The sequence below is a fragment of the Piscibacillus salipiscarius JCM 13188 genome (genome assembly GCF_001311865.1).
GTDB lineage: Bacteria > Bacillota > Bacilli > Bacillales > Alkalibacillaceae > Piscibacillus > Piscibacillus salipiscarius.
This window is the reverse complement of sequence record NZ_BBCD01000024.1, coordinates 16,079-36,531: the sequence shown is the minus strand read 5'-3', so window position 1 is coordinate 36,531 and position 20,453 is coordinate 16,079. Positions and strand designations below refer to the sequence as shown.

Below are 20,453 nucleotides of genomic sequence, written 5' to 3'. Positions count from 1 at the left end.
ATATTTAGGCGAGACTGACCGATAAAATCGAAAAACCGACCGATATTTTCGGAAAAGTAACTGATAAAGTTGAAAAACCGACCGATATTTTTAAAAAAGTGACCGATTAAGCCGGAAAAGTGACTGATAACTTCAAGAAAAGGGCCGAAAATTTCATAACAGGTACTATAATCAATTTGATTTTCTATAAAAACGAACAAAGGAGAGTTCAATCATGCCATTATTGTTGATGTTTATGCAAGAGAAGTACTAGATTCAAGAGGTAACCCAACCGTTGAAGTAGAAGTTCAGACTGAATCAGGCGCATTTGGTTCTGCGCTTGTTCCAAGTGGCGCTTCTACAGGTGAATATGAAGCCGTCGAATTACGCGATGGTGACAAAAACCGTTACTTAGGAAAAGGTGTCGAGGAAGCGGTTAAGAATGTGAATGACATTATCGCGCCTGAGTTAGTTGGCTACAGTGTAACAGACCAAGTTTTAGTAGATCAGCTATTAATCGAATTAGATGGCACTGAAAACAAAGCTAAATTAGGTGCTAATGCCATCTTAGGTGTATCAATGGCAACGGCTCATGCTGCAGCTGACTATTTAGGTCTTCCACTTTACCAGTATTTAGGTGGGTTTAACGCAACAACACTTCCGGCACCGATGATGAACATCCTAAATGGCGGTGAGCATGCGGATAATAACGTTGATATTCAGGAGTTTATGATTATGCCTGTTGGTGCGCCGACATTTAAACAAGCTCTTCGCCAAGGTGCAGAAATTTCCATGCGCTGAAAAAAGTCCTTAAAGACAAAGGTTACAACACAGCAGTAGGTGATGAAGGTGGTTTCGCACCTAACTTAAAATCAAATGAAGAAGCGTTAGAAACAATCGTTGAAGCGATTAAAGCAGCTGGATACAAGCCAGGTGAAGAAGTCAAATTAGCGATGGACGTTGCGGCTTCTGAAATTTATGATAACGGAAAATACAACCTTAAAGGTGAAGGCGTCACTCGTACGGCTGAAGAAATGGTGGACTGGTACGAAGAGATGGTCAATAAGTTCCCGATTGTATCTATTGAAGATGGTTTAGATGAAAATGACTGGGATGGATTTAAGCTATTAACAGACCGTATTGGCGATCGTGTTCAGCTCGTTGGTGATGATTTATTCGTAACTAACACGAAAAAGCTTTATGAAGGGATTGAAAAAGGAATCGGTAATTCAATCCTAGTTAAAGTGAATCAAATTGGTACGTTAACTGAAACATTCCAAGCAATCGAAATGGCTAAAAAAGCTGGTTACACAGCTGTCATCTCACACCGATCAGGTGAAACTGAAGATGCAACAATTGCAGATATTTCGGTTGCAACAAACGCTGGTCAAATTAAAACAGGTGCACCATCTAGAACAGATCGTGTGGCGAAATACAACCAGCTTTTAAGAATTGAAGATTACTTAGGTACAGCAGCAACTTATGCAGGTAAAACCGCATTTTATAACTTGAGATAATCTAATGTGAATGGGGCTTCCCAACGCATGGGTTGGGAAGCCTTATTTTATTTTTATGCATTTTATTAAAGGTAATTTTTTACTAGATAACCATCAGAAAAACCCTATCATGACAGGCATTTGAACTATAACTTTTTATTAGTAAGCGATTTCAAATTTGTGATAAATTGGACAAAAGCTTCATATTTATATAGTATTACTATTGGGAAAAGGGAGGTTATAAAATATGGCGAAAAATCTAACAAAATACATTATTATCTCACTCATACTTGGTATAGTTATTGGGTTAGGTATGAACCTGTTTACTCCTGATTTATTCGGAACAGTAGACAAATACGTTTTTGCACCATTAGGGGATATTTTCTTACGTCTAATTCAAATGATGGTAGTTCCAATTGTCTTCATTTCTATTGTTTTAGGTACAGCTAATATTGGTGACCCTAAAAAGCTAGGACGAATCGGTGGTAAAACGATTGGATTCTTCTTATTATCAACTGCGGTAGCGATTTCAATCGCGATGGCCCTAGCGTTTATCGTAAAACCAGGAGAACCTGGATTATTAGACAAATCAGCTGAAGGATTTGAAAGTGAAGAAGCGCCATCAGTTGTAGATACGTTAGTTAATATTATTCCTACCAACCCTATTGATGCGATGACATCGGGCGAAATGTTGCAAATTATATTCTTTGCTATTTTCATAGGTTTTGGACTGACGATGTTAGCGAAAAAGACAGATAAAATTTATCATTATTTGAACAAGCAAATGAACTGGTCATGTATCTAATTATGATTGTGATGTACACAGCTCCATTCGGTGCATTTGGTCTTATTGCTTCAGCAGTTGGTGGAGCGGGAATGGATGCCATAGCATCGATGGCAGCTTACTTCTTTGTAGTGCTTGCAGCATTATTCATTCACGCGATTATTACTTACGGTTCGGTGATCAAGTTTGTAGCGAAGAAGAGCCCTTGGTGGTTCTTTAAAAACTTCTCACCAGCGATGAGTGTTGCATTTGGTACAGCAAGTAGTGGTGCGACATTACCAGTTAGTATGAAAACGGCACAAGAACGTTTAGGTGTTCGTAAATCGGTCAGTAGTTTCGTTCAGCCACTTGGTGCAACGATTAACATGGATGGAACCGCTATTATGCAAGGTGTTGCGACTGTTTTCATCGCACAAGTGTATGCTGTTGATTTAAGCTTCACGCAAATTTTGACAGTACTAATGATAGCCATTTTAGCGTCAATTGGTACAGCCGGTGTTCCAGGTGTAGGGCTTATTATGCTTGCGATGGTATTAGAGCAAGTCGGACTACCAGTTGAAGCGATTGGTTTAATCCTAGGTGTTGACCGCTTACTAGATATGACACGTACAGCAGTTAACATCACAGGTGATGCTACATGTGCATTATTTATCTCTGAGACAGAAAAAGATCTTGAAGAGAAAGATCCTTCAATTCGTGACTAATTTGAAGTTAAAACACCAGCTGAACTGGCTGGTGTTTTTATTTTGCTTTCGTTTCATTTAATTAAATTCAAATTCACCTTGCGAATTGTCTTACTATTATGCTACATTTATATTAGGAATTGTCCGTATGAACTAGGAGGTCAATAGAATGTATACATTTTTAGTTACGCTTTATTCATTGCTACAGTTGGACTTATCGTTGTTGTCTTACTTCAATCAGGTAAAAGTGCCGGACTATCTGGAGCGATTTCAGGTGGTGCTGAGCAATTATTCGGTAAACAAAAAGCACGTGGGATCGATGGTGTGCTTCACCGACTAACGATTATTTTCGGTGTCGCATTCATGGTGATTACGTTCTTGTTAGGTTATATTCTTCAATAATGATTAATCCTAAAACAGTAAGTGACATACTTACTGTTTTTTTAATGTTTTATTTGTTGTTAATTTTTACCACATAATAATTTCCATGAAAAATTTTCATTCTATGATTAGCCCATAGTTAAATAGGGAAACTAATATACAAATACGGAAGGTGATTTAGATGCAAATCAAACAACCAGAGCCATTTACATTCGAAGCAGACAATTCTAAAAGGGCAGTCTTATTACTACACGGTTTCACAGGTCATTCTGCAGATGTTAGGATGCTTGGCCGTTACTTAGAAAAAGGCTACAGCTCTCATGCACCAATTTATAAAGGGCATGGCAAGCCACCAGAGGAACTCGTCAAATCTACAGCTAAAGATTGGTGGCAGGATGCGGTTGATGGCTATGAGCACTTAAAAAATCGAGGATATGATGAAATCGCCGTAGCAGGTTTATCGCTTGGAGGCGTGCTATCACTGCGTCTCGCATACAATAAGCCTGTGAAAGGCGTTATACCGATTTGTTCACCAGTCTTTTTTGATAATGTTGAACAATTGACGCAAGGTTTTCGTCAATTTGCGAAAGAATATAAACAGCTTGAGAAAAAAGACGACGATAATATTAAAAAAGAAGTCGACGATTTAATTGAGGACTCAGATGAAACATTTCAATCATTAAGTAAATTGATTGAAGAAGTACATGATGAAATTGATACCATTTATGCGCCGACACTGGTCTTACAAGCAGAAGAAGATAAAATGATTAATAAAGATAGTGCGCAGTATATTTATGATAATGTTGAAGCCGATAAGAAAGATATAAAGTGGTATGAAGGTGCACCACATGTCATTACATTAAGTGACTACAAGGATCAGGTGCATGAGGATGTTTATCAGTTTTTAGAAAAACTAGACTGGTCTGAATAAACGAAATGAGGTGACAGATGTGGAAAATTTAAAGCAACGTCTAAAGCAATTTTTTTGAAGAAGAAGCGACCAGACCAATGAGTGTGTCAGACTTACAAGAGGAATTTGATATTCAAGAGAGTGATGAGCTTCAAGAACTCATGAAAAGTTTAAATGAACTTGAAAGTGAAGGGGAGCTTGTACGTAATCGTAAAAATCGCTACGGGCTACCAGAGAAGATGAACTTAATTAAAGGGCGAATCCAAATGCATGCAAAAGGATTTGCGTTTCTAATCCCAGATGATGAAGATCAGGCAGATATTTATATTCACCAGTCCGATCTAATGACAGCGATGAATGGTGATACTGTACTAGCACGTATTGAAACACCTTCTGAAACAGGAAACCGTGCAGAAGGGACTGTCGTTAGAATCGTTGAGCGTAATAATGCTCCGATTGTAGGGACATATCAAGACAATGGCCGTTTCGGTTTTGTCATTGCGGATGATAAACGTATACCAAATGATATATTTATCCGTGAAGGTCATTCAGGCGGTGCCGTTGATGGACATAAAGTGATTGTGAAAATTACAGAGTATCCTGAAGGGCGCAAGAGTGCTGAAGGTGAAGTCATTAATATATTAGGTCATAAAAATGACCCAGGAATAGAAATTCTATCGATTATTCATAAGCACGGAATTAAAGCGGAATTTGATGAAGAAACCATTAAGCATGCCAATGAAGTGCCAGACCAAATATCTGAAAGCGAAATAGAAAATCGCAGAGACTTACGAAATGAACAGATTGTAACGATTGATGGCGCTGATGCAAAAGACTTAGATGATGCCGTTCGTGTTAAAAAGCTTGATAACGGAAACTATTTATTAGGCGTTTACATTGCCGATGTTTCTTATTATGTTAAAGAAGGGTCTCCAATCGATAAAGAAGCATTCGAAAGAGGGACAAGTACTTACTTAACAGATCGAGTAGTTCCAATGATTCCACACCGCTTATCAAATGGAATTTGTTCACTCAATCCACAAGTAGACAGGCTCACATTGAGCTGTGAGATGGAGATTGACTCAAGTGGTGACATCGTCAGTCATGAAATTTTCCAAGCGGTTATTAACACAACTGAGCGCATGACCTATGTTGACGTCAATGGCATTTTAGATGGCGATGAAGAACTAAACAAACGTTATGAACCTTTAGTTCCAATGTTTAAAGACATGCATGAACTGGCTCACATTTTTACGTAAAAACGTATGGCCAGGGGAGCGATTGACTTTGACTTTAAAGAGGCAGAAGTTTTAGTCGATGAACAAGGTGACCCAATTGACGTCGTCTTGCGCGAACGCGGTGAAGCAGAACGTATTATTGAAGATTTTATGCTTGCTGCAAACGAAACGGTGGCTGAACATTTCCACTGGATGGAAGTACCGTTTATTCACCGAATTCACGAAGACCCAGATGAAGGGAAACTACAAACGTTCTTTGAATTTATCGCAAACCTTGGTTACAGAATTAAAGGTTCGATTGATTCGATTCATCCTAAAGCTTTGCAGGGTGTACTTGAGGAGATTAGAGGAAGCAAAGAGGATCTCATTGTATCAAAACTGATGCTTAGATCCATGCAAAAGGCCCGTTATGCACCAGAGAGTGTCGGACACTTTGGACTTGCAACGAAGTTTTACACACACTTCACGTCCCCAATCAGGCGTTATCCAGATTTGATTGTTCACAGGTTAATTAGAACGTATATCATTGAAGGTAATATCGGAATTGAGACACAAGATCAATGGAAGAGCAAGCTTCCGGATATCGCGAGACATACTTCAGAAATGGAACGTAAATCTGTCGATGCTGAACGTGAAACAGATGATCTTAAGAAGACTCAGTTTATGAGTAATAAAATTGGCGAAGAATTTGATGGTATTATTAGTTCAATTACTAACTTCGGTATGTTCGTTGAGCTGCCGAATACAGTCGAAGGTCTCGTTCATGTAAGTTACCTAACCGATGACTATTACCATTTTGATGATAAACACCAAGTGATGATCGGTGAACGGACTGGTAACATCTTTAGAATCGGTGATGAAGTCAGAGTTCGTGTCGTAAGCACTAATATTGAGGAGCGAGTGATTGACTTCGAAATCGTCGGTATGGAACCTAAAAAAGAAAAAGATGAAAAAGTGATTAAAGCGAAGAAGCTCAATAAGAAACCAAAGAAGAAAAAGAAATAAACTTAACGCCACAGCTGAGTTGCTGTGGCGTTTCCATTTATTTATAAGGAAAAATTCTAATTTATAAGGAATTTTTTCGATTTTATGAGGAAATTTCCTAATTTATAAGGAAAAATTAATTTTATGGGGAAATTTCTAATTTTATAAGGAAATCACACCCATACCCCATGCAGCACCCATGGATCTTGAATTTCAAATGCATCATCGTTAATCAATTTTCTAGATTCATCCGTTAAATCTGTTCGAATTTTGAGTTCCTCATCATGCTGTTGTTGTAAAGTTTTGTGAGCTTCATAAATCGTCTCCCAAGCCCCTGGTTGGTTAAATAAATCATCCCAAAGATAAACCACGTGAGCGTAATTATATTTCTTCTGATCGTGGTATACAATGATGAGGCGATCTTCATCCGGGTTTTTGTAAAACAACCAATTGCTAACCTCGTCATCATTAAATAATTCAGGTGTTGCAGGAAACGGGTAATAAGCCTGATAAGGGAAAATAACATTAGAGTCATTTTCAAAATTGAGAAATCCACTTTCGCTTTTCTTCAAGAGACTCTACAGGTGTCCAGATTGGTCCTGGAGTATGATCAAGTCCATCTGAATTGACTAACGTTGATGCGTGCAACGCCTTAATTGGAGGAAGTTGAACTTTTTCTAACACTCTTAGTGCAGAGAAATTATGCCTCTGAGTGTTCGCACCGATCCACTTAATCTCAGGCATTTTCTTCAATTGTTCAATGATAAATTGGATTAACTGAGTGGCATAACCTTTGCCAGTATAACGAAGATCACTTCTTAAACGGCCCAGCATGGCATAATGTCCTGCGAAAACGGTGTACCCCGCTATGGAAACAAGTTCATTTTCAACAAAAGTCCGAACACTTGATGCTCTTTATGGTTAATCAATCGATCAAAAATACGGATAATATAATCATTTTCTATACCTGTCTGCATTTGTTTATATAAATCTAAATCATTCATCGTTAACGGTCTGATTTGAATGGTGTCAATCACGGTGCATCCCCCTAACTTTACATTTCCTAATTACTAATAGTGCCATATTCAAATTATCGTTGTCTATTAAAAAGATTAGTTTGAATCACACATTGTTTTGGTAAAATAACGTTATGCAGTGAGGAGGAAGACAAATGGCGAAAAAAGGTCAGATGCCATTGCAACAAACCGAAAAGCGAGACATGATTTCTTTATTGAAGAAACGTATGAAGCGGGGATGGTTTTAAAAGGAACCGAAATTAAGTCCATTCGTGCTGGTCGCGTGAACTTAAAAGATGCCTTCGCAAGAATTTCTAAAGGTGAAGCGTATGTTCATAACTTGCATATCTCACCTTATGAGCAAGGTAACCAGTTCAACCATGAACCAACACGTGCGAGAAAACTGTTACTTCATAAAAGTGAAATCAATAAATTGATTGGCAAAACCCAACAAAAAGGCTATTCGCTTGTACCTTTAAAGATTTATATCAAAAACGGTGTTGCCAAGTTGTTAATTGGTTTAGGTAAAGGTAAGAAAAAGTATGATAAACGTGAAGATTTAAAACAAAAAGCTATGAAACGTGATGTCGAACGCGCATTAAAAGACAATTACTAAGCAAGTATTTCCATTTTCAATAACGTTAGAGCGTGTTATAATGAGAATACAAACGCATAAAGACTTATTATATCCGGGGACGTTCCGGATTCGACAGGGATAGGTCGAGCTTAAGTAGCGAGCCGAGGTGACGACTCGTTAAACGTCATTCAGTTAATAATAACTGGCAAACAAAACGATTTCGCTGTAGCTGCGTAAGCAGATTCTACAGGATCCTTCCTGCCATCGCCCGTGTGGCAGATAGAAGGGTCTCAAACTAAGCGGGCTACGCTAAAGGCCACCGTCTGAGGTCTTTAGAAGAGATTAATCAGACTAGCCACTCGGAAGCCTGTCGGTAGGCTGAAGAGTCGGCGAATGATAATATACCGACTACGCTCGTAGAAGCTTAAGTGCCGATATCCTTGGACGTGGGTTCGATTAGGAAATAGTCGCCTTATGTGGTAACACATAAGTGAATAATCCGGCTTAATCGGTGAAACCTAAAGCCTTTTATAAGGTATGGCAACACCGAGCGGTATGTGGAGAGATCCAACAGCCGTGTATCGACTTATAGGCTGCCCTTTGAGGTAGTACTAGGATACGAAATACTACTCTTAAGTGAGTAAATTAAAATTTCGTATAAGACGCCGGGGAACCTGACCATCAGGTTCAAGATATAGTCAGTGCCAATGCGAAAGCTTGGAATTGCACGTCCCACCGTCTCCATACAGAAAAGCACCGAAATAAATTTCGGTGCTTTTTTTGAATTAAAGTATAAATTAAAATTAATTCATGCATATGTTCTAAAAAACTCAATGTCAATTTTAAATATAATGAGCTGTAATCACTAAGTAGTGTTTGCAGTTTTTTTACTAATGTAAAAATAGAATTGGCGATGGATATATTAAGATTTGAGCAAGATCATAATAAGCCTGTTAAGAAATATTCACAAATGCTAGATTTTAAACAGTCTTTATCACAATTATACTCCAATCAGGAGTTAGCCATTTTTACCAATTGAGTCTCGAGGCGGTCTAAATTTTGTTCATTTGCTTCCACTACAAATTCTCTTACCTTATTGCATTCTGAAGCTGAATCGAAGAGCATGTGCCAGGTGAGTTCAGTTTTTCCGTTTAATTCGGATAAGGTAATGGTCAGGAGAAACTCGTGATTAGGCTCAAGGTGGCGGAGGACAATTCGTTCAGGTTTAACGATTTCTTCAAAGACGCTTTTATTTTCGTAGTCGATTCCATCAGGACTATGCATGATAAAGTGCCATATGCGACCGGGTTGCAAATCGAACTCATAAAACGTGTTCGTAAAATTCTTTGGCCCCCACCAAAGTGCTAAATGCTCTGGGTTGCTGAACGCATTGAATATTTGTTCGCGCGATGTATTAAAAATGCGTGTATTGACAATTACGCGCTTTGAATACTCATCAGATGGGCCATTTTTTGAACCTTTCATGAAAAACACTCCCTCTTTGTAATTTTATTACATTCTTTCTTAGTAAGTATTTTAAATTCCGGATTGTAAATTTACTTTATTGTATCTTTGAATATTCATTTGGTCAAAACTTAGTTTTATATGAATAGTAAGAGTTGAGAGAGCTGGCGCAGGGATACGTTTAATGCTCTTTGCCCCGCGCCATTAATGGTTAAACCACTCTAACCGCTTTTTTCTTAATCATCATGTATACGACATAAATGACGAGAACTCCGGCCATAACCCATGCCGTAAGTGTTATAGAAGGATACTCTCCAGCACGCTTTACCGCTACTCCGATAAAAGCCCATATAAAAACGAGTGGGTAGATTAGATCATTCATTTTGATAGAAAACCAAATAGCTGAAAGAGTTAAGACGATTAGCAATCCGGTTGTCCATTGCATCTCATAGTTGACGTAAAAAGGAACGTTAAATGTTTTAAGTACAATCCCGATGTTAAGTAATGTTGCAATAGACACCCAAGGTAAATAAACAGAAAAGGGAATTTGCCATAATCGTGATAGTGAGGGGTCATCTAGGCGTTTATAAATTATAAAAGTAACACATAACAACGCCATTATAATGAATAAAGATAATATAAAACGTTCATAATGAAATGCGAAAATCCAGCTGATATTAAGTAAGGCATTAATAATAAATAGATACCCAACTTTACCAGCTACTTTTTGCCGACTGGACTTAACCACGTTGCAATAATCCATAATCCGAGCATGACATAGATTAATCCCCAAATGCTAAATACATATCCCGCTGGTGTTAGCAATACATTAATTTGGTTTGAAATCTCACCAGTTGTTTGTCCATTGATCGGTAATGAAAAAGATAAATAGTTAATAAAAAGCACGAGTGCTAAAGCTAAACCGTTTAAAATAATTAATGCCCTCATCGAACTCCCCCTTTGATCTTGTCCTAACTAGTTTATGCTTCGAATCTGTAACAATATGTTTAATTCATTCCCTAAAAGGTCTCATCATAACCTATAAACGACTGTGGTTAATACCCATGGGTCAACTCATCATTTCATCTCACCTATATGATAAAAGTCTATACAAGCTTCTGAATTAAAACATAAAGTTAAATTAGACAGAGAAGTTAATCTCTGACTTAAGATGAGAGGGGGAGTGATCATGGGCTATAATTATGGAGGAAATTTTGCTTTAATTGTCGTGCTGTTTATTTTGTTAATTATTGTTGGCGCTGCTTGGTACTAAAAATTTAAGCTGTCTGTAACCATTAAGCCCGTTTCATTCAACAGATTCATCTCCATAAGTCGAAAATGAAGGGGGTTAGATCGTGTATAACTGTGGTATTGGGGGATACGGTGGTTATAACGATTTTACGTTATACGTTGTGCTGTTCATCCTTTTAATTATTGTAGGAGCAACTTTCTACTGCTAAAAAATAAGCCTTATCAACTCAGGGTTGGTAAGGCTTTTGTATAGAAAAAGAATTGAAAACTGTGCGTTCGCCTTATCAATGATATTTATTAGACATATATTGTTATTGAAAATGCAAAAAAGGAGGAAATGCTCATGTCAGGAGGACACGGTTACGGCAATGGCTTTGCGTTAGTTGTCGTATTATTTATCTTATTAATTATCGTAGGTGCTGCTTGGTACTAAGATGAGGATTTAAAGGCTGCGGGGTTCCGCGGCCTTTTTTTTATGTTAAAATAATAGTAAGAAAATTTAGAATATGGAGGTTTAATATGGTTCAAAACTTCTATACGGATGATGCAGTTTTGCGACGAATTTTGAAAAATAATTTAGATCCTCATTTTTTTGAATTTGCTGACAGGCAATTATCGCAATTTGGTGAAAGAGTAGCTGGCGAGATTGACGAACGTGCGAGGCATACTGATCGAGATGGGCAGCCTAAGTTAATCAAATACGACAAGATGGGCGAGGACATTTCAAAAGTGCAGGTAAACGAAGGTTATTTAAAAACGGTTCAAGAAACGTATGAAACTGGAATAGTTGGATATCCGCATAAGGTGATTCCGGAGCTGAACGAAAAAGGGAATTATATGTTCTCTTATGCACAAGGATATTTACTTTCTCAAAGTGAGCCTGGATTTTACTGCCCTGTTACGTTAACCATGGCAACGGCGTATTTAATAGATCACTATGCAAATGCTGAGTTACGTGCGCAGTTTTTACCCCATGTCATTTCAACTGGAGAAGTTGAGTTGTACGAAGGGGCAACATTTTTAACGGAAAGACAAGGCGGGTCGGATGTTGGAGCTAATGAAGTCAAGGCCGTTCAAGATGGTGAGAATTACAGATTATACGGAGAAAAGTACTTCGCGAGTAATGCTGGCATGTGCGGCGTTGCGATGGTGCTTGCGCGAATGGAAGGTGCACCAGAAGGGACTAAGGGATTAAGCTTATTTTTAGTTCCTTGGGAAGAAAATAGGTTAAATCAAAAACTTAGCATTCGCAGGTTAAAAGATAAGCTTGGAGTAAGGGCAGTCCCATCAGCTGAAGTGGAATTTGAAGGAGCTATGGCTTATTTAGTAGGTGATCCAAAACAAGGCTTTAGATATATGATGGAAGCTCTTAATTTGTCTAGAGTCTGTAATACGGTTGCCTCGATTGGAATTATGCGAAGAGCTTATGTGGAAGCGAGGGATTATGCTAAAGATCGTGAAGCGTTTGGTGGTGCTCTTACTCAATATCCAATGGTGCAAGAGACTTTAGTTAATTTAATCACAAAATTAGAAGTTGAAACGTATGCAACGTTTGAAGTTGTGAAAATGTTTGATGACGTAATGGCAAATTCAAATGCTCTAGATGAAGAAAAGGCACTACTTCGTTTGTATATTGCGATTATGAAGAAAGAAACAGCTGAACAGGCAATCGAGTTTTCACATGAAGCAATTGAGATGCACGGTGGTAATGGCTACATAGAGGATTTTGTGCCCCCTAGACTATTAAGGGATGCTCAAGTGCTCACCGTATGGGAAGGAACGACTAATATACTAGGACTTGAAGTGTTAAGGTTATTAGAAAAGTATCAAGTGCACGAAGCTTTTTTAAAAAGACTTGAATCAGCGTTTAAGTAGAGTGACCATTAAGGCTAATGACTTAATACAATTAGTTAAGAGGGGAATGGTCGAATTAAAAGAAACAGTTACGAAACTAAGCCAAGCAGATGATCAAGTCAAACTCATGTATCCGAAGAAGCTAGCGAAGAATATGAGTGATTTGTTCGAGGCCGTCGTAGCTCTTGAGCAAATACAAGAAGGTGAGACATTGAACCGGGATTTAGCCATTGCTGAAGTATTCATTCACCAAACGTTTAAATCGAATGACTATCAGGCTGATCCATTAGCCTTAAACATTTTGATTTGCTCGTAAATCAAGAACACCCTGTGCCTAACTAAAGCACAGGGATGTATTAATTTTTCCGGTAACGGCCAGTTATATAAACACCTATGAATATAAAGATCATACCCGTAATTAAGTTCACCGTAATCGGTTCACCTAGCATTAGGTAGCTTGCAATAATAGCCGTAATAGGAATGATATACGCAACAGTCGCCGCAAATTCCGGCGTTCCATGAATGATCATGTAGTAGAGCAGAATATGAGCAACACCAGACCCAATGGCTCCGAGCGCTAAAACAATCAACGTTGTCTGGACATCAAAAGCTGCGAACTTCGGTAAGTCATGAGTGAAATAGCCGATGATTAAACCGACTAATGAACCGACAAATAAGGATAATGTAATCGTTATGATTAAATCCTCTTTTTGAAGATGCTTCTTTAAATACTGAGATCCAAAAGAGTAGAAGATGGTTGCCAAAACCATTGTCCCAATTCCAATAAAATCACTACCAAAAGCTGATGAATTTGAAATTCAGTTAAAATAACAATGCCAAAGAATCCGGTTAAGATTCCAAACCATTGCCTTTTCAATAAAATCTTTTTAAAAAAACAAATAACCAACCAGTGCAGTAAACAAGGGTGTTAAAGCATTAATAACTGATGTCGTATTACTATTGATGGCTGTTTCACTCCAGGCTAATAGACCCCAAGGAATGCCTGAGTTAATCACTCCAAGAATGATGAGGTGCTTAAATGGAATAGGGGACGTTCTTTTTCGCAATTTAAGTATAAGTAGTGGCAGAAGAAATAAGCTGCCAATTAAGCAGCGTAGAAATACCATCCCCCATGCACCTGTGTCACCTACTGTCATTTTGATTAATATAAAGGTTAATCCCCAGATGATACTTAAGCTTATTAAAGCAACATATACTCGCATGAATCTTCACCTATAGTTAATATATTGGTGTATTTAATAAGGGTGCTTGCCTAATAAGTATCAAATTTTATTAGTTGTAAAAAATAACGTTAAATAAAGATAAGAGATGAGGTTTGAGTTATGTGGGAACTACTTAAAAAGGGTAACACGTCCTCAGGCGTAGCGGCCTTAGGTAATACAGGACTTGCCATAGTCAAATGGTTTGCAGCTTTTATAAGTGGTAGTGGTGCCATGCTAGCAACGGCAATCCATTCGACAGCAGATGCGCTGAACCAAGGAATGGTTTATTTCGGGAGCGCATTAGCTGAAAAAGAGCCAACGAAGCGATTTCCGACTGGATTTAATCGAGTCGTGAACTTATTTGTATTATTAGCTGTTATTGTTGTTTCGATTATGGCTTATGAGACACTGCATAAAGGTTGGGAAATCATCCAGCATCCAAAAGAATCAGGTAATTTCTGGTTGAACTTTACCATATTAATCATTTCAGTTGTTGTTGATGGTGCGGTGTTATGGAAAGTTATGAAAGAAGTAGTGTCAGAGTCTGAAGCTGACACCGCAAAAGATGGTTTTATAAAGAGTGTAATCAAAAATGTCAAGTATTCAGCACCACCAACACGTTTAGTGTTCTATGAAGATATTGTAGCGACGTTAGGAGCGCTCGTTGCGCTAGTGGCAGTTGTGATCGCGGAATTAACAGGTAATTACCTGGTCGATGGGATTGGAACTATTTTAATCGGTCTTTTACTCATTGGAATTGCCATAAAATTGGTTATGAAAACACGATTGGACTTGTCGGAGTTTCAGCACCTAAACGAGTGAAAAATAAAGTAGCGGAAATCATCATGAAACATCCAAAAGTTGTGGACATTCATAAATTAAGAGTCGTTCAAGAAGGTAGACAATATCATGTTGAAAGCTATTTGGAGTTAGAGAAGGGTATGTCGTTAGCGAATGCAGATGATATTAAATTTGAGGTTGAGGATATGCTTTTAAAAGATAAAGATATTGATGATGCGACACTTGGCGTCATTGAATCGGATGGAAAACAAGACTATCAATTTAAAAATCAAAATAAAATGAGGGCGAGTAGCCTCATTTTTAATTGTTTTCAGTTGGTTTGATAAATGTGAATACACAGACTAAAATCCCAAAACCTAAAATCCCTGCAATGATTAACGCCACTGAAAGTCCTTCCTGCATGAAAATCGAAACTAACGGAGGACCAGCAGCTACCCCAATAAAACGAGCAGAACTATAAATGGATGTAATGGTTCCTCGCTCGCCTTTATCGATATTCTCTGTAATCATTGCATCAAGTGTTGGAAGTATCGCTCCAATCGCAAGACCAATAAGACTCGTCAAAAGCAGTAATACACGAACATTATTTTCAAAAAAACCAACAAAAGGTATTAATAACCCCATAAGCAATAATCCGATAATTAATATCATACGCATAATGATTAAATCACCTTTTATGTTCTTACCCGCCATTAATGAGGCAATACATAAAACCAGAAGCGGGATCGCTAATATAATCCCTTTCTTTACCCCCGTCGATTCCATGTTGTTTTTCTAATATGTCAGATAAGAAAAATAAAATAGCAAATAGAACGAGCATCGTATAAATTCCTATTCCAAAAACAACATAAAGCCAGTTACCTTCTTGTTTAAATGTTTCCTTTGTGTTTTGTAAAAAAAGTTTTGAACTCAGGTGGCTCGTCTTTTTTCTTTAGGGACTTTTATAAAAAAGAATACAAAAATCAACGAGATTAAACTAAAAGCTGAAATCGCAAAAAACGGAATATGCCATATAATCGCAGCGAGTGCGGCACCTACGATGGGACTTAAAACTTTTCCAAATGTATTTGAGGTTTCAATAATACCTAAGCAAGAGCTAGCCTTCTCATCGTCGTCTTTATAAAGATCGCCAACGAGCGGTAAAACGATTGGCGCAGCCCCTGCGGCACCAAACCCTTGTAAGACCCTCCCAATTAAGATCCAAATAAATGGATCTTTTGTAAATACAGAAGCTAATCCCGCAACTAATCCCCCCTATTAGCGTTAGAAGAAGACTTGGAACAATGACTTTTTTCCTTCCAATTCGGTCAGATAAATATCCCGCAATGGGTATGAGGAAAATAGCTGCAATTGAGTATACGGTAATAATTAAACTCGATTGAAAAGAGCTGATATTTAGTTGTTTTTCAAAAATAGGCAAAACTGGAATAAGCATCGAGTTACCTAAAGTCATTACTAAGGGAATCGATGCCATCGAGATAATACACCACGTGCTAATTGGTTTATTCATCATGTGTCCCTCATTATTAATTTCTTTACTATTTACTTTGCTCATTTCAACATTTTATATAAAAGGGATTAAAAGGAAGTGAGTTTTCGAATAAAACCATGTTCTACTGGAAAACTACAAGAAAAATGGAGCTGATGAACATGAGGGCAGTGACTTATCGAATGCCATATAAAGTAGATGTGACAGAAGAAGATGATCCAAAGCTTGAAAAGAAAGATGATATTATAGTTAAAATTACATCAACCGCTATTTGTGGTTCGGATTTACACCTTTATCAAGGTAATATGCCACTCCCAAAAGGATATATGATCGGTCATGAACCAATGGGGATTGTTGAAGAGGTTGGGCCTGAGGTTACCAGGGTAAAAAAGGTGATCGCGTCATTATTCCTTTTAATGTTGCGTGTGGTCATTGCGTCTATTGTGATCAAGGCATTACTAGTCAATGCGACAACTCGAATCCTCATTACGATTCAGGTGGTTATTTCGGTTACACCGAAAAGTTTGGAAACTACCCTGGAGGACAAGCAGAGTATCTAAGAGTCCCGTTTGCGAATTACACACCTTTTGTGGTGCCAGAAGAAAACGAAATGGATGATGAATCGCTATTATTTTATCGGACGTTCTTCCAACGGCTTATTGGAGTGTAGAGCACGCAGGGGTAAAAAAGGAGATACAGTCATTGTACTTGGTTGTGGGCCGATTGGGATAATGGCACAAAAGTTTGCATGGCTTAAAGGCGCAGAACGGGTGATAGCAATTGATTATTTAGATTATCGAATGGATCATGCCAAGCGTACGAATCAAGTAGAAGTGTTTGAGTTCACGAAATACCCTGATATGGGAGAGCATTTAAAAGAAATAACAAAAGGCGGCGCGGATGTTGTCATTGATTGCGTAGGTATGGATGGTAAAAAGTCACCACTTGAATTTTTAGAACAAAAATTAAAGCTTCAAGGCGGGACACTCGGGCCAATTCAAATATCGACTAAAGCCGTTAAAAAATCAGGGACGGTACAGTTAACGGGTGTTTACGGCAGTAACTATAATGTCTTTCCATTAGGTGCCTTCTTTTCAAGAAATGTTACGTTAAAAATGGGGCAAGCACCTGTCATCCCAATTATGCCTAAGATTTACGACATGATTGTAAATGAAAAAATCGATCCGACTGAAATTATTACGCACAAAATTCCGCTTGAGGAAGCGCCCCATGGTTATAAGATTTTCAATGGCCGTGAAGACAATTGTATTAAGGTTGTGTTAAAGCCTTAGTTAACATTCGTCAAACCCTTCACATTGATGCTATAATGAAAAAGGTTAATTTTATTTTGTGGAGGACTTTGAACATGCTACAAGCAACAAACGTAAGTTTACGCTTTCCAAGCCGTAAACTATTTGAAAATGTTTCAATCAAATTTACAAATGGAAATTGTTACGGTTAATCGGTGCTAACGGTGCTGGTAAATCAACATTTCTAAAAATATTATCTGGTGAAATTGAACCTCAAGAAGGTCATGTATCAGTTGGAAAAGATGAACGTATTGCGGTTCTTAAACAGGATCACTATGCTTATGAAGATGAAAAAGTTCTTGATGTTGTCATTATGGGGCATACGCGCCTTCATGAGATTATTCAAGAAAAAGATGAAATCTACGCAAAAGGTGAGTTCACAGAAGAAGACGGCATGCGTGCTGCTGAACTCGAAGGTGAGTTTGCAGAGCTAAATGGCTGGGAAGCTGAGGGTGACGCAGCGACATTACTTCGTGGGTTAGGAGTATCTGATGACGTTCATGATAAGAAAATGTCTGAGCTTTCAGAAGCAGATCGTGTAAAAGTCTTACTAGCTCAGGCTCTATTTGGTAACCCTGACATTTTACTTTTAGATGAGCCGACAAACGGACTTGATATTCAGGCGATTCGCTGGTTAGAAGAGTTTTTAATCAACTTTGAGAATACCGTTATTGTTGTCTCTCACGACCGTAACTTCTTAAATAATGTGTGTACACACATTGCTGATTTAGATTTTGAAAAGATTACGCTTTATGTCGGGAACTATGATTTCTGGTATGAATCAAGTCAGTTAGCTCTTAAGATGCAACAAGAGCAGAACAAGAAGAAAGAAGAGAAGGTTAAAGAGCTTAAAGAGTTCATCGCGCGCTTTAGTGCGAACGCGTCGAAATCACGTCAGGCAACTTCACGTAAGAAATTACTTGATAAAATTGATATAGAAGATATTAAACCATCATCAAGAAAGTATCCTTACATTGCGTTCACACCTGAACGTGAAATTGGGAATGACTTATTAGAAGTTAAGAACTTAAGCAAAACGATCGACGGTAAAAAGGTCTTAAATAACGTCACATTTAGACTTGAAAAAGACGATAAAGTTGCTTTGTTAGGTGATGACTTTGCGGTTACGACTCTAATGAAAATTTTAATGGGTGAAATGGAGCCAGATGAAGGTGAATACAAATGGGGTGTGACTACATCTCAATCGTACTTCCCTAAAGATAACTCGGAATTCTTCGAAGGCTCTGACAAAACTTAATCAATTGGTTACGTCAATATGCACCAGAAGACGAAACAGAAACATTCATGCGAAGCTTCTTAGGCCGCATGTTATTCTCTGGTGATGATGTGTTTAAGAAGGCGAGTGTTCTATCAGGTGGTGAGAAAGTTCGCTGCATGCTGTCACGCATGATGTTAAGTAATGCGAACGTATTAATATTAGATGACCCAACAAACCACTTAGATTTAGAGTCAATTCAGTCGTTAAACAACGGACTTATTAAATTTAAAGGCTCGGTCATCTTTAGTTCACACGACCACCAGTTCATTCAAACGATTGCTAATCGCATTATCGAAATTAAGGACGAAGGTATTATTGATAAGTCGATGACTTATGAAGAATATCTAGATGATGTGAAGAAGATTAATAAGCAACCAACTGTTTAAACACAAGGCTATCTAGGGAAGACCTGGATAGCCTTTATACATAATTCAGTCAAATATCCTATTCTGTTTGTCCTGCTTTTAAGTTATGATATTAAATAGGATGGTGTTAGGGTTGAAAAAACATTTAAGAAATTTAGATTATCCGTTATTAGTTATTATATTATTACTTTCATTGTTTGGACTAGTTATGGTCTATAGTGCTAGTTTTGTTGAAGCAGGACTAGACCCTTCCATAAATGATTCAGGTTATTATTTCGAACGGCAGAGGATTTGGCTGGTCTTAGGGCTCGTCATTTTCTTTTTCTCGAGTATGTTTTCTTATCGTTCATTAAGAAAATTAACGCAGCCCGCATTTATAATAACCGTCATATTCTTAGTTTTAGTATTAACTAGTATGGGTGTTACTGTTAATGGGGCAACTCGCTGGTTAGATTTTAAAATTTTTCTGTTCCAACCATCTGAGCTTGCTAAAATTACGATGGTTTTGTATTTCTCACATATACTAACGAGAAAACAAGATCGTTTAGATGATTTTAAACAAGGTGTCCTACCCCCGATTTTATTACTTGGGTTTGTGTTCGGTTTGATCGTATTGCAGCCTGACTTAGGAACGGCAACTTCCATTTTGATTGCCTGTGGAATTATATTGTTATTCTCAGGTGCTAGATTTAGACATCTATTCACAATTGGTGGGGCAGCCATTGCATTGGTTTTGGTTTTAATTTTTGGAGCAGGATATCGCCGCGACCGTTTTACTTCATTCCTTAGCCCATTTGAAGATCCTTCAGGTGAAGGCTATCAGCTTATTCAATCGTTAATTGCTATTGCATCAGGGAAGGTGAATGGTGTTGGATTGTAACGGGGTACAAAAAGCAGGTTATCTGCCAGAGGCTCATACTGATTTCATCATGTCGGTGATTGCAGAAGAACTCGGATTATTTGGTGTCCTGTTTGTCATCATAACGTTTATGGCATTGATGTATAAAGGTGTTATGATTGCCAAGCGTGCTCCGGATCGTTTCGGACGTTTATTAGCACTTGGAATTACTTTTCAAATTATCAGTCAGGCCATTATTAATCTAGGTGCAATCTCTGGAAGTATGCCAATTACGGGGATCACGCTTCCTTTAATAAGTTATGGTGGTTCTTCGATGTTAATTACGTTTGCGACACTGGGTGTGCTTATGAACGTGGCAATCAAAGGTAATATGAAACGTGGTTATGTAGAAGAAGCAGATGAAGATGTACCAACTCAGCAGCCACTTCGTACAGTTAAATAAATCAATAAAAGCAGCAGGTTTTAAGCACCTGCTGCTTTTTAAAATGAAAAATATTTAAACCTTACAGG

19 protein-coding genes, 1 other RNA gene and 7 pseudogenes are annotated in these 20,453 nt (G+C 38.0%); 17 read left to right on the top strand and 10 right to left on the bottom strand.

What is annotated here, in order from left to right; all coding sequences use genetic code 11:
• Positions 1-219: 219 nt before the first annotated feature.
• From eno to rnr, 5 genes and pseudogenes are all read left to right on the top strand, one after another.
• Positions 220-1,496, top strand: a pseudogene (gene eno, locus JCM13188_RS14225) (phosphopyruvate hydratase).
• Between the two features lie 226 nt (positions 1,497-1,722).
• Positions 1,723-2,963 (top strand): annotated as a pseudogene (locus tag JCM13188_RS14220) (dicarboxylate/amino acid:cation symporter).
• A 156-nt stretch (positions 2,964-3,119) separates the two neighbouring features.
• On the top strand, positions 3,120-3,344 hold the full coding sequence (secG, locus tag JCM13188_RS19515) for a preprotein translocase subunit SecG (RefSeq protein ID WP_279401908.1): 225 nt from the start codon (positions 3,120-3,122) through the stop codon (positions 3,342-3,344).
• A gap of 160 nt (positions 3,345-3,504) precedes the next feature.
• Positions 3,505-4,254 (top strand): alpha/beta hydrolase, encoded by a 750-nt coding sequence (locus JCM13188_RS14215; RefSeq protein ID WP_054754681.1) that lies wholly within the window; start codon positions 3,505-3,507, stop codon positions 4,252-4,254.
• 77 nt (positions 4,255-4,331) lie between these two features.
• Positions 4,332-6,476 (top strand): annotated as a pseudogene (gene rnr, locus JCM13188_RS14210) (ribonuclease R).
• 152 nt (positions 6,477-6,628) lie between these two features.
• On the opposite strand, the gene JCM13188_RS14205 reads toward rnr, so the two are convergent.
• The 3 genes from JCM13188_RS14205 to JCM13188_RS19510 are packed head-to-tail and all read right to left on the bottom strand — an operon-like array spanning position 6,629 to position 7,492.
• Positions 6,629-7,027, bottom strand: a complete 399-nt coding sequence (locus tag JCM13188_RS14205) for a hypothetical protein (RefSeq protein ID WP_054754680.1) — start codon at positions 7,025-7,027, stop codon at positions 6,629-6,631.
• A complete protein-coding gene (locus JCM13188_RS14200; protein ID WP_054754679.1) occupies positions 6,993-7,289 on the bottom strand; it encodes a GNAT family N-acetyltransferase in 297 nt (98 codons plus the stop codon). The genes JCM13188_RS14205 and JCM13188_RS14200 overlap by 35 nt, the downstream gene beginning before the upstream one ends.
• Positions 7,290-7,321: 32 nt before the next feature.
• Positions 7,322-7,492 (bottom strand): hypothetical protein, encoded by a 171-nt coding sequence (locus JCM13188_RS19510; protein ID WP_279401899.1) that lies wholly within the window; start codon positions 7,490-7,492, stop codon positions 7,322-7,324.
• A gap of 118 nt (positions 7,493-7,610) precedes the next feature.
• Here JCM13188_RS19510 and smpB point away from each other — a divergent pair, with 118 nt between their 5' ends.
• Together smpB and ssrA are read left to right on the top strand one after the other, a co-directional pair.
• A complete protein-coding gene (gene smpB, locus JCM13188_RS14195) occupies positions 7,611-8,087 on the top strand; it encodes an SsrA-binding protein SmpB (protein WP_054754678.1) in 477 nt (158 codons plus the stop codon).
• Positions 8,088-8,170: 83 nt separating this feature from the next.
• Positions 8,171-8,507, top strand: a transfer-messenger RNA (tmRNA) gene (ssrA, locus tag JCM13188_RS19505).
• Positions 8,508-9,059: 552 nt separating this feature from the next.
• Here the strand turns inward: ssrA and JCM13188_RS14190 are convergent.
• Together JCM13188_RS14190 and JCM13188_RS14185 are read right to left on the bottom strand one after the other, a co-directional pair.
• The gene (locus tag JCM13188_RS14190; RefSeq protein WP_054754677.1) at positions 9,060-9,533 is read right to left on the bottom strand and encodes an SRPBCC family protein; all 474 of its coding nucleotides are present in this window, start codon (positions 9,531-9,533) and stop codon (positions 9,060-9,062) included.
• A 190-nt stretch (positions 9,534-9,723) separates the two neighbouring features.
• Positions 9,724-10,460, bottom strand: a pseudogene (locus tag JCM13188_RS14185) (TspO/MBR family protein).
• A 223-nt stretch (positions 10,461-10,683) separates the two neighbouring features.
• Between JCM13188_RS14185 and JCM13188_RS14175 the strand changes: the two are divergent.
• The 5 genes from JCM13188_RS14175 (at position 10,684) to JCM13188_RS14165 (ending at position 12,933) form a co-directional block, all read left to right on the top strand.
• A complete protein-coding gene (locus tag JCM13188_RS14175; protein WP_377329831.1) occupies positions 10,684-10,785 on the top strand; it encodes a YjcZ family sporulation protein in 102 nt (33 codons plus the stop codon).
• Between the two features lie 82 nt (positions 10,786-10,867).
• Positions 10,868-10,972, top strand: a complete 105-nt coding sequence (locus JCM13188_RS19500; RefSeq protein ID WP_377329829.1) for a YjcZ family sporulation protein — start codon at positions 10,868-10,870, stop codon at positions 10,970-10,972.
• Positions 10,973-11,106: 134 nt separating this feature from the next.
• Positions 11,107-11,196 (top strand): YjcZ family sporulation protein, encoded by a 90-nt coding sequence (locus tag JCM13188_RS19495; protein WP_279401898.1) that lies wholly within the window; start codon positions 11,107-11,109, stop codon positions 11,194-11,196.
• Positions 11,197-11,282: 86 nt separating this feature from the next.
• The gene (locus tag JCM13188_RS14170) at positions 11,283-12,638 is read left to right on the top strand and encodes an acyl-CoA dehydrogenase family protein (RefSeq protein WP_054754673.1); all 1,356 of its coding nucleotides are present in this window, start codon (positions 11,283-11,285) and stop codon (positions 12,636-12,638) included.
• 46 nt (positions 12,639-12,684) lie between these two features.
• Positions 12,685-12,933: a hypothetical protein gene (locus JCM13188_RS14165; protein ID WP_054754672.1), complete on the top strand. Its 249-nt coding sequence runs from the start codon at positions 12,685-12,687 to the stop codon at positions 12,931-12,933.
• A gap of 40 nt (positions 12,934-12,973) precedes the next feature.
• Here JCM13188_RS14165 and JCM13188_RS14160 read toward each other — a convergent pair whose 3' ends face one another.
• Both JCM13188_RS14160 and JCM13188_RS14155 read right to left on the bottom strand, forming a co-directional pair.
• Positions 12,974-13,396, bottom strand: coding sequence for a DMT family transporter (locus JCM13188_RS14160; protein WP_279401906.1), 423 nt, complete (start codon positions 13,394-13,396; stop codon positions 12,974-12,976).
• Between the two features lie 108 nt (positions 13,397-13,504).
• Entirely contained in the window at positions 13,505-13,840 is a 336-nt protein-coding gene (locus tag JCM13188_RS14155; protein ID WP_054754670.1) for an EamA family transporter, read from the bottom strand.
• Between the two features lie 120 nt (positions 13,841-13,960).
• Here JCM13188_RS14155 and JCM13188_RS14150 point away from each other — a divergent pair.
• A pseudogene (locus JCM13188_RS14150) lies at positions 13,961-14,964 on the top strand (cation diffusion facilitator family transporter).
• On the opposite strand, the gene JCM13188_RS21355 reads toward JCM13188_RS14150, so the two are convergent.
• From JCM13188_RS21355 to JCM13188_RS21345, 3 genes are all read right to left on the bottom strand, one after another.
• Positions 14,942-15,406: an MFS transporter gene (locus JCM13188_RS21355; RefSeq protein ID WP_369405062.1), complete on the bottom strand. Its 465-nt coding sequence runs from the start codon at positions 15,404-15,406 to the stop codon at positions 14,942-14,944. The pseudogene JCM13188_RS14150 and the gene JCM13188_RS21355 overlap by 23 nt on opposite strands.
• A 144-nt stretch (positions 15,407-15,550) precedes the next feature.
• Entirely contained in the window at positions 15,551-15,835 is a 285-nt protein-coding gene (locus JCM13188_RS21350) for an MFS transporter (RefSeq protein WP_369405064.1), read from the bottom strand.
• Positions 15,759-16,151: an MFS transporter gene (locus JCM13188_RS21345; RefSeq protein ID WP_369405061.1), complete on the bottom strand. Its 393-nt coding sequence runs from the start codon at positions 16,149-16,151 to the stop codon at positions 15,759-15,761. Before JCM13188_RS21345 ends, JCM13188_RS21350 begins: the two co-directional genes overlap by 77 nt.
• A 140-nt stretch (positions 16,152-16,291) precedes the next feature.
• On the opposite strand from JCM13188_RS21345, the pseudogene JCM13188_RS14140 reads away from it, so the two are divergent.
• The 4 genes and pseudogenes from JCM13188_RS14140 to JCM13188_RS19485 all read left to right on the top strand — a co-directional run bounded on the left by JCM13188_RS14140 (position 16,292) and on the right by JCM13188_RS19485 (position 20,385).
• A pseudogene (locus JCM13188_RS14140) lies at positions 16,292-17,422 on the top strand (zinc-dependent alcohol dehydrogenase).
• Between the two features lie 74 nt (positions 17,423-17,496).
• Positions 17,497-19,105 (top strand): annotated as a pseudogene (locus JCM13188_RS14135) (ABC-F family ATP-binding cassette domain-containing protein).
• A 112-nt stretch (positions 19,106-19,217) separates the two neighbouring features.
• Entirely contained in the window at positions 19,218-19,964 is a 747-nt protein-coding gene (locus JCM13188_RS19490; RefSeq protein ID WP_279401897.1) for an FtsW/RodA/SpoVE family cell cycle protein, read from the top strand.
• The gene (locus tag JCM13188_RS19485) at positions 19,951-20,385 is read left to right on the top strand and encodes an FtsW/RodA/SpoVE family cell cycle protein (protein WP_279401896.1); all 435 of its coding nucleotides are present in this window, start codon (positions 19,951-19,953) and stop codon (positions 20,383-20,385) included. The genes JCM13188_RS19490 and JCM13188_RS19485 overlap by 14 nt, the downstream gene beginning before the upstream one ends.
• Positions 20,386-20,453: the final 68 nt, after the last annotated feature.

What these genes read in the sequence shown, in the direction of transcription:
- JCM13188_RS14215 (WP_054754681.1), top strand. Translation starts at nt 3,505, where the DNA reads ATGCAAATCAAACAACCAGAGCCATTTACATTCGAAGCAGACAATTCT.
- JCM13188_RS14200 (WP_054754679.1), bottom strand. Translation starts at nt 7,289, where the DNA reads ATGCTGGGCCGTTTAAGAAGTGATCTTCGTTATACTGGCAAAGGTTAT.
- JCM13188_RS14190 (WP_054754677.1), bottom strand. Translation starts at nt 9,533, where the DNA reads ATGAAAGGTTCAAAAAATGGCCCATCTGATGAGTATTCAAAGCGCGTA.
- JCM13188_RS14175 (WP_377329831.1), top strand. Translation starts at nt 10,684, where the DNA reads ATGAGAGGGGGAGTGATCATGGGCTATAATTATGGAGGAAATTTTGCT.
- JCM13188_RS19495 (WP_279401898.1), top strand. Translation starts at nt 11,107, where the DNA reads ATGTCAGGAGGACACGGTTACGGCAATGGCTTTGCGTTAGTTGTCGTA.
- JCM13188_RS14170 (WP_054754673.1), top strand. Translation starts at nt 11,283, where the DNA reads ATGGTTCAAAACTTCTATACGGATGATGCAGTTTTGCGACGAATTTTG.
- JCM13188_RS14165 (WP_054754672.1), top strand. Translation starts at nt 12,685, where the DNA reads ATGGTCGAATTAAAAGAAACAGTTACGAAACTAAGCCAAGCAGATGAT.
- JCM13188_RS14155 (WP_054754670.1), bottom strand. Translation starts at nt 13,840, where the DNA reads ATGCGAGTATATGTTGCTTTAATAAGCTTAAGTATCATCTGGGGATTA.
- JCM13188_RS21355 (WP_369405062.1), bottom strand. Translation starts at nt 15,406, where the DNA reads ATGGAATCGACGGGGGTAAAGAAAGGGATTATATTAGCGATCCCGCTT.
- JCM13188_RS21345 (WP_369405061.1), bottom strand. Translation starts at nt 16,151, where the DNA reads ATGAATAAACCAATTAGCACGTGGTGTATTATCTCGATGGCATCGATT.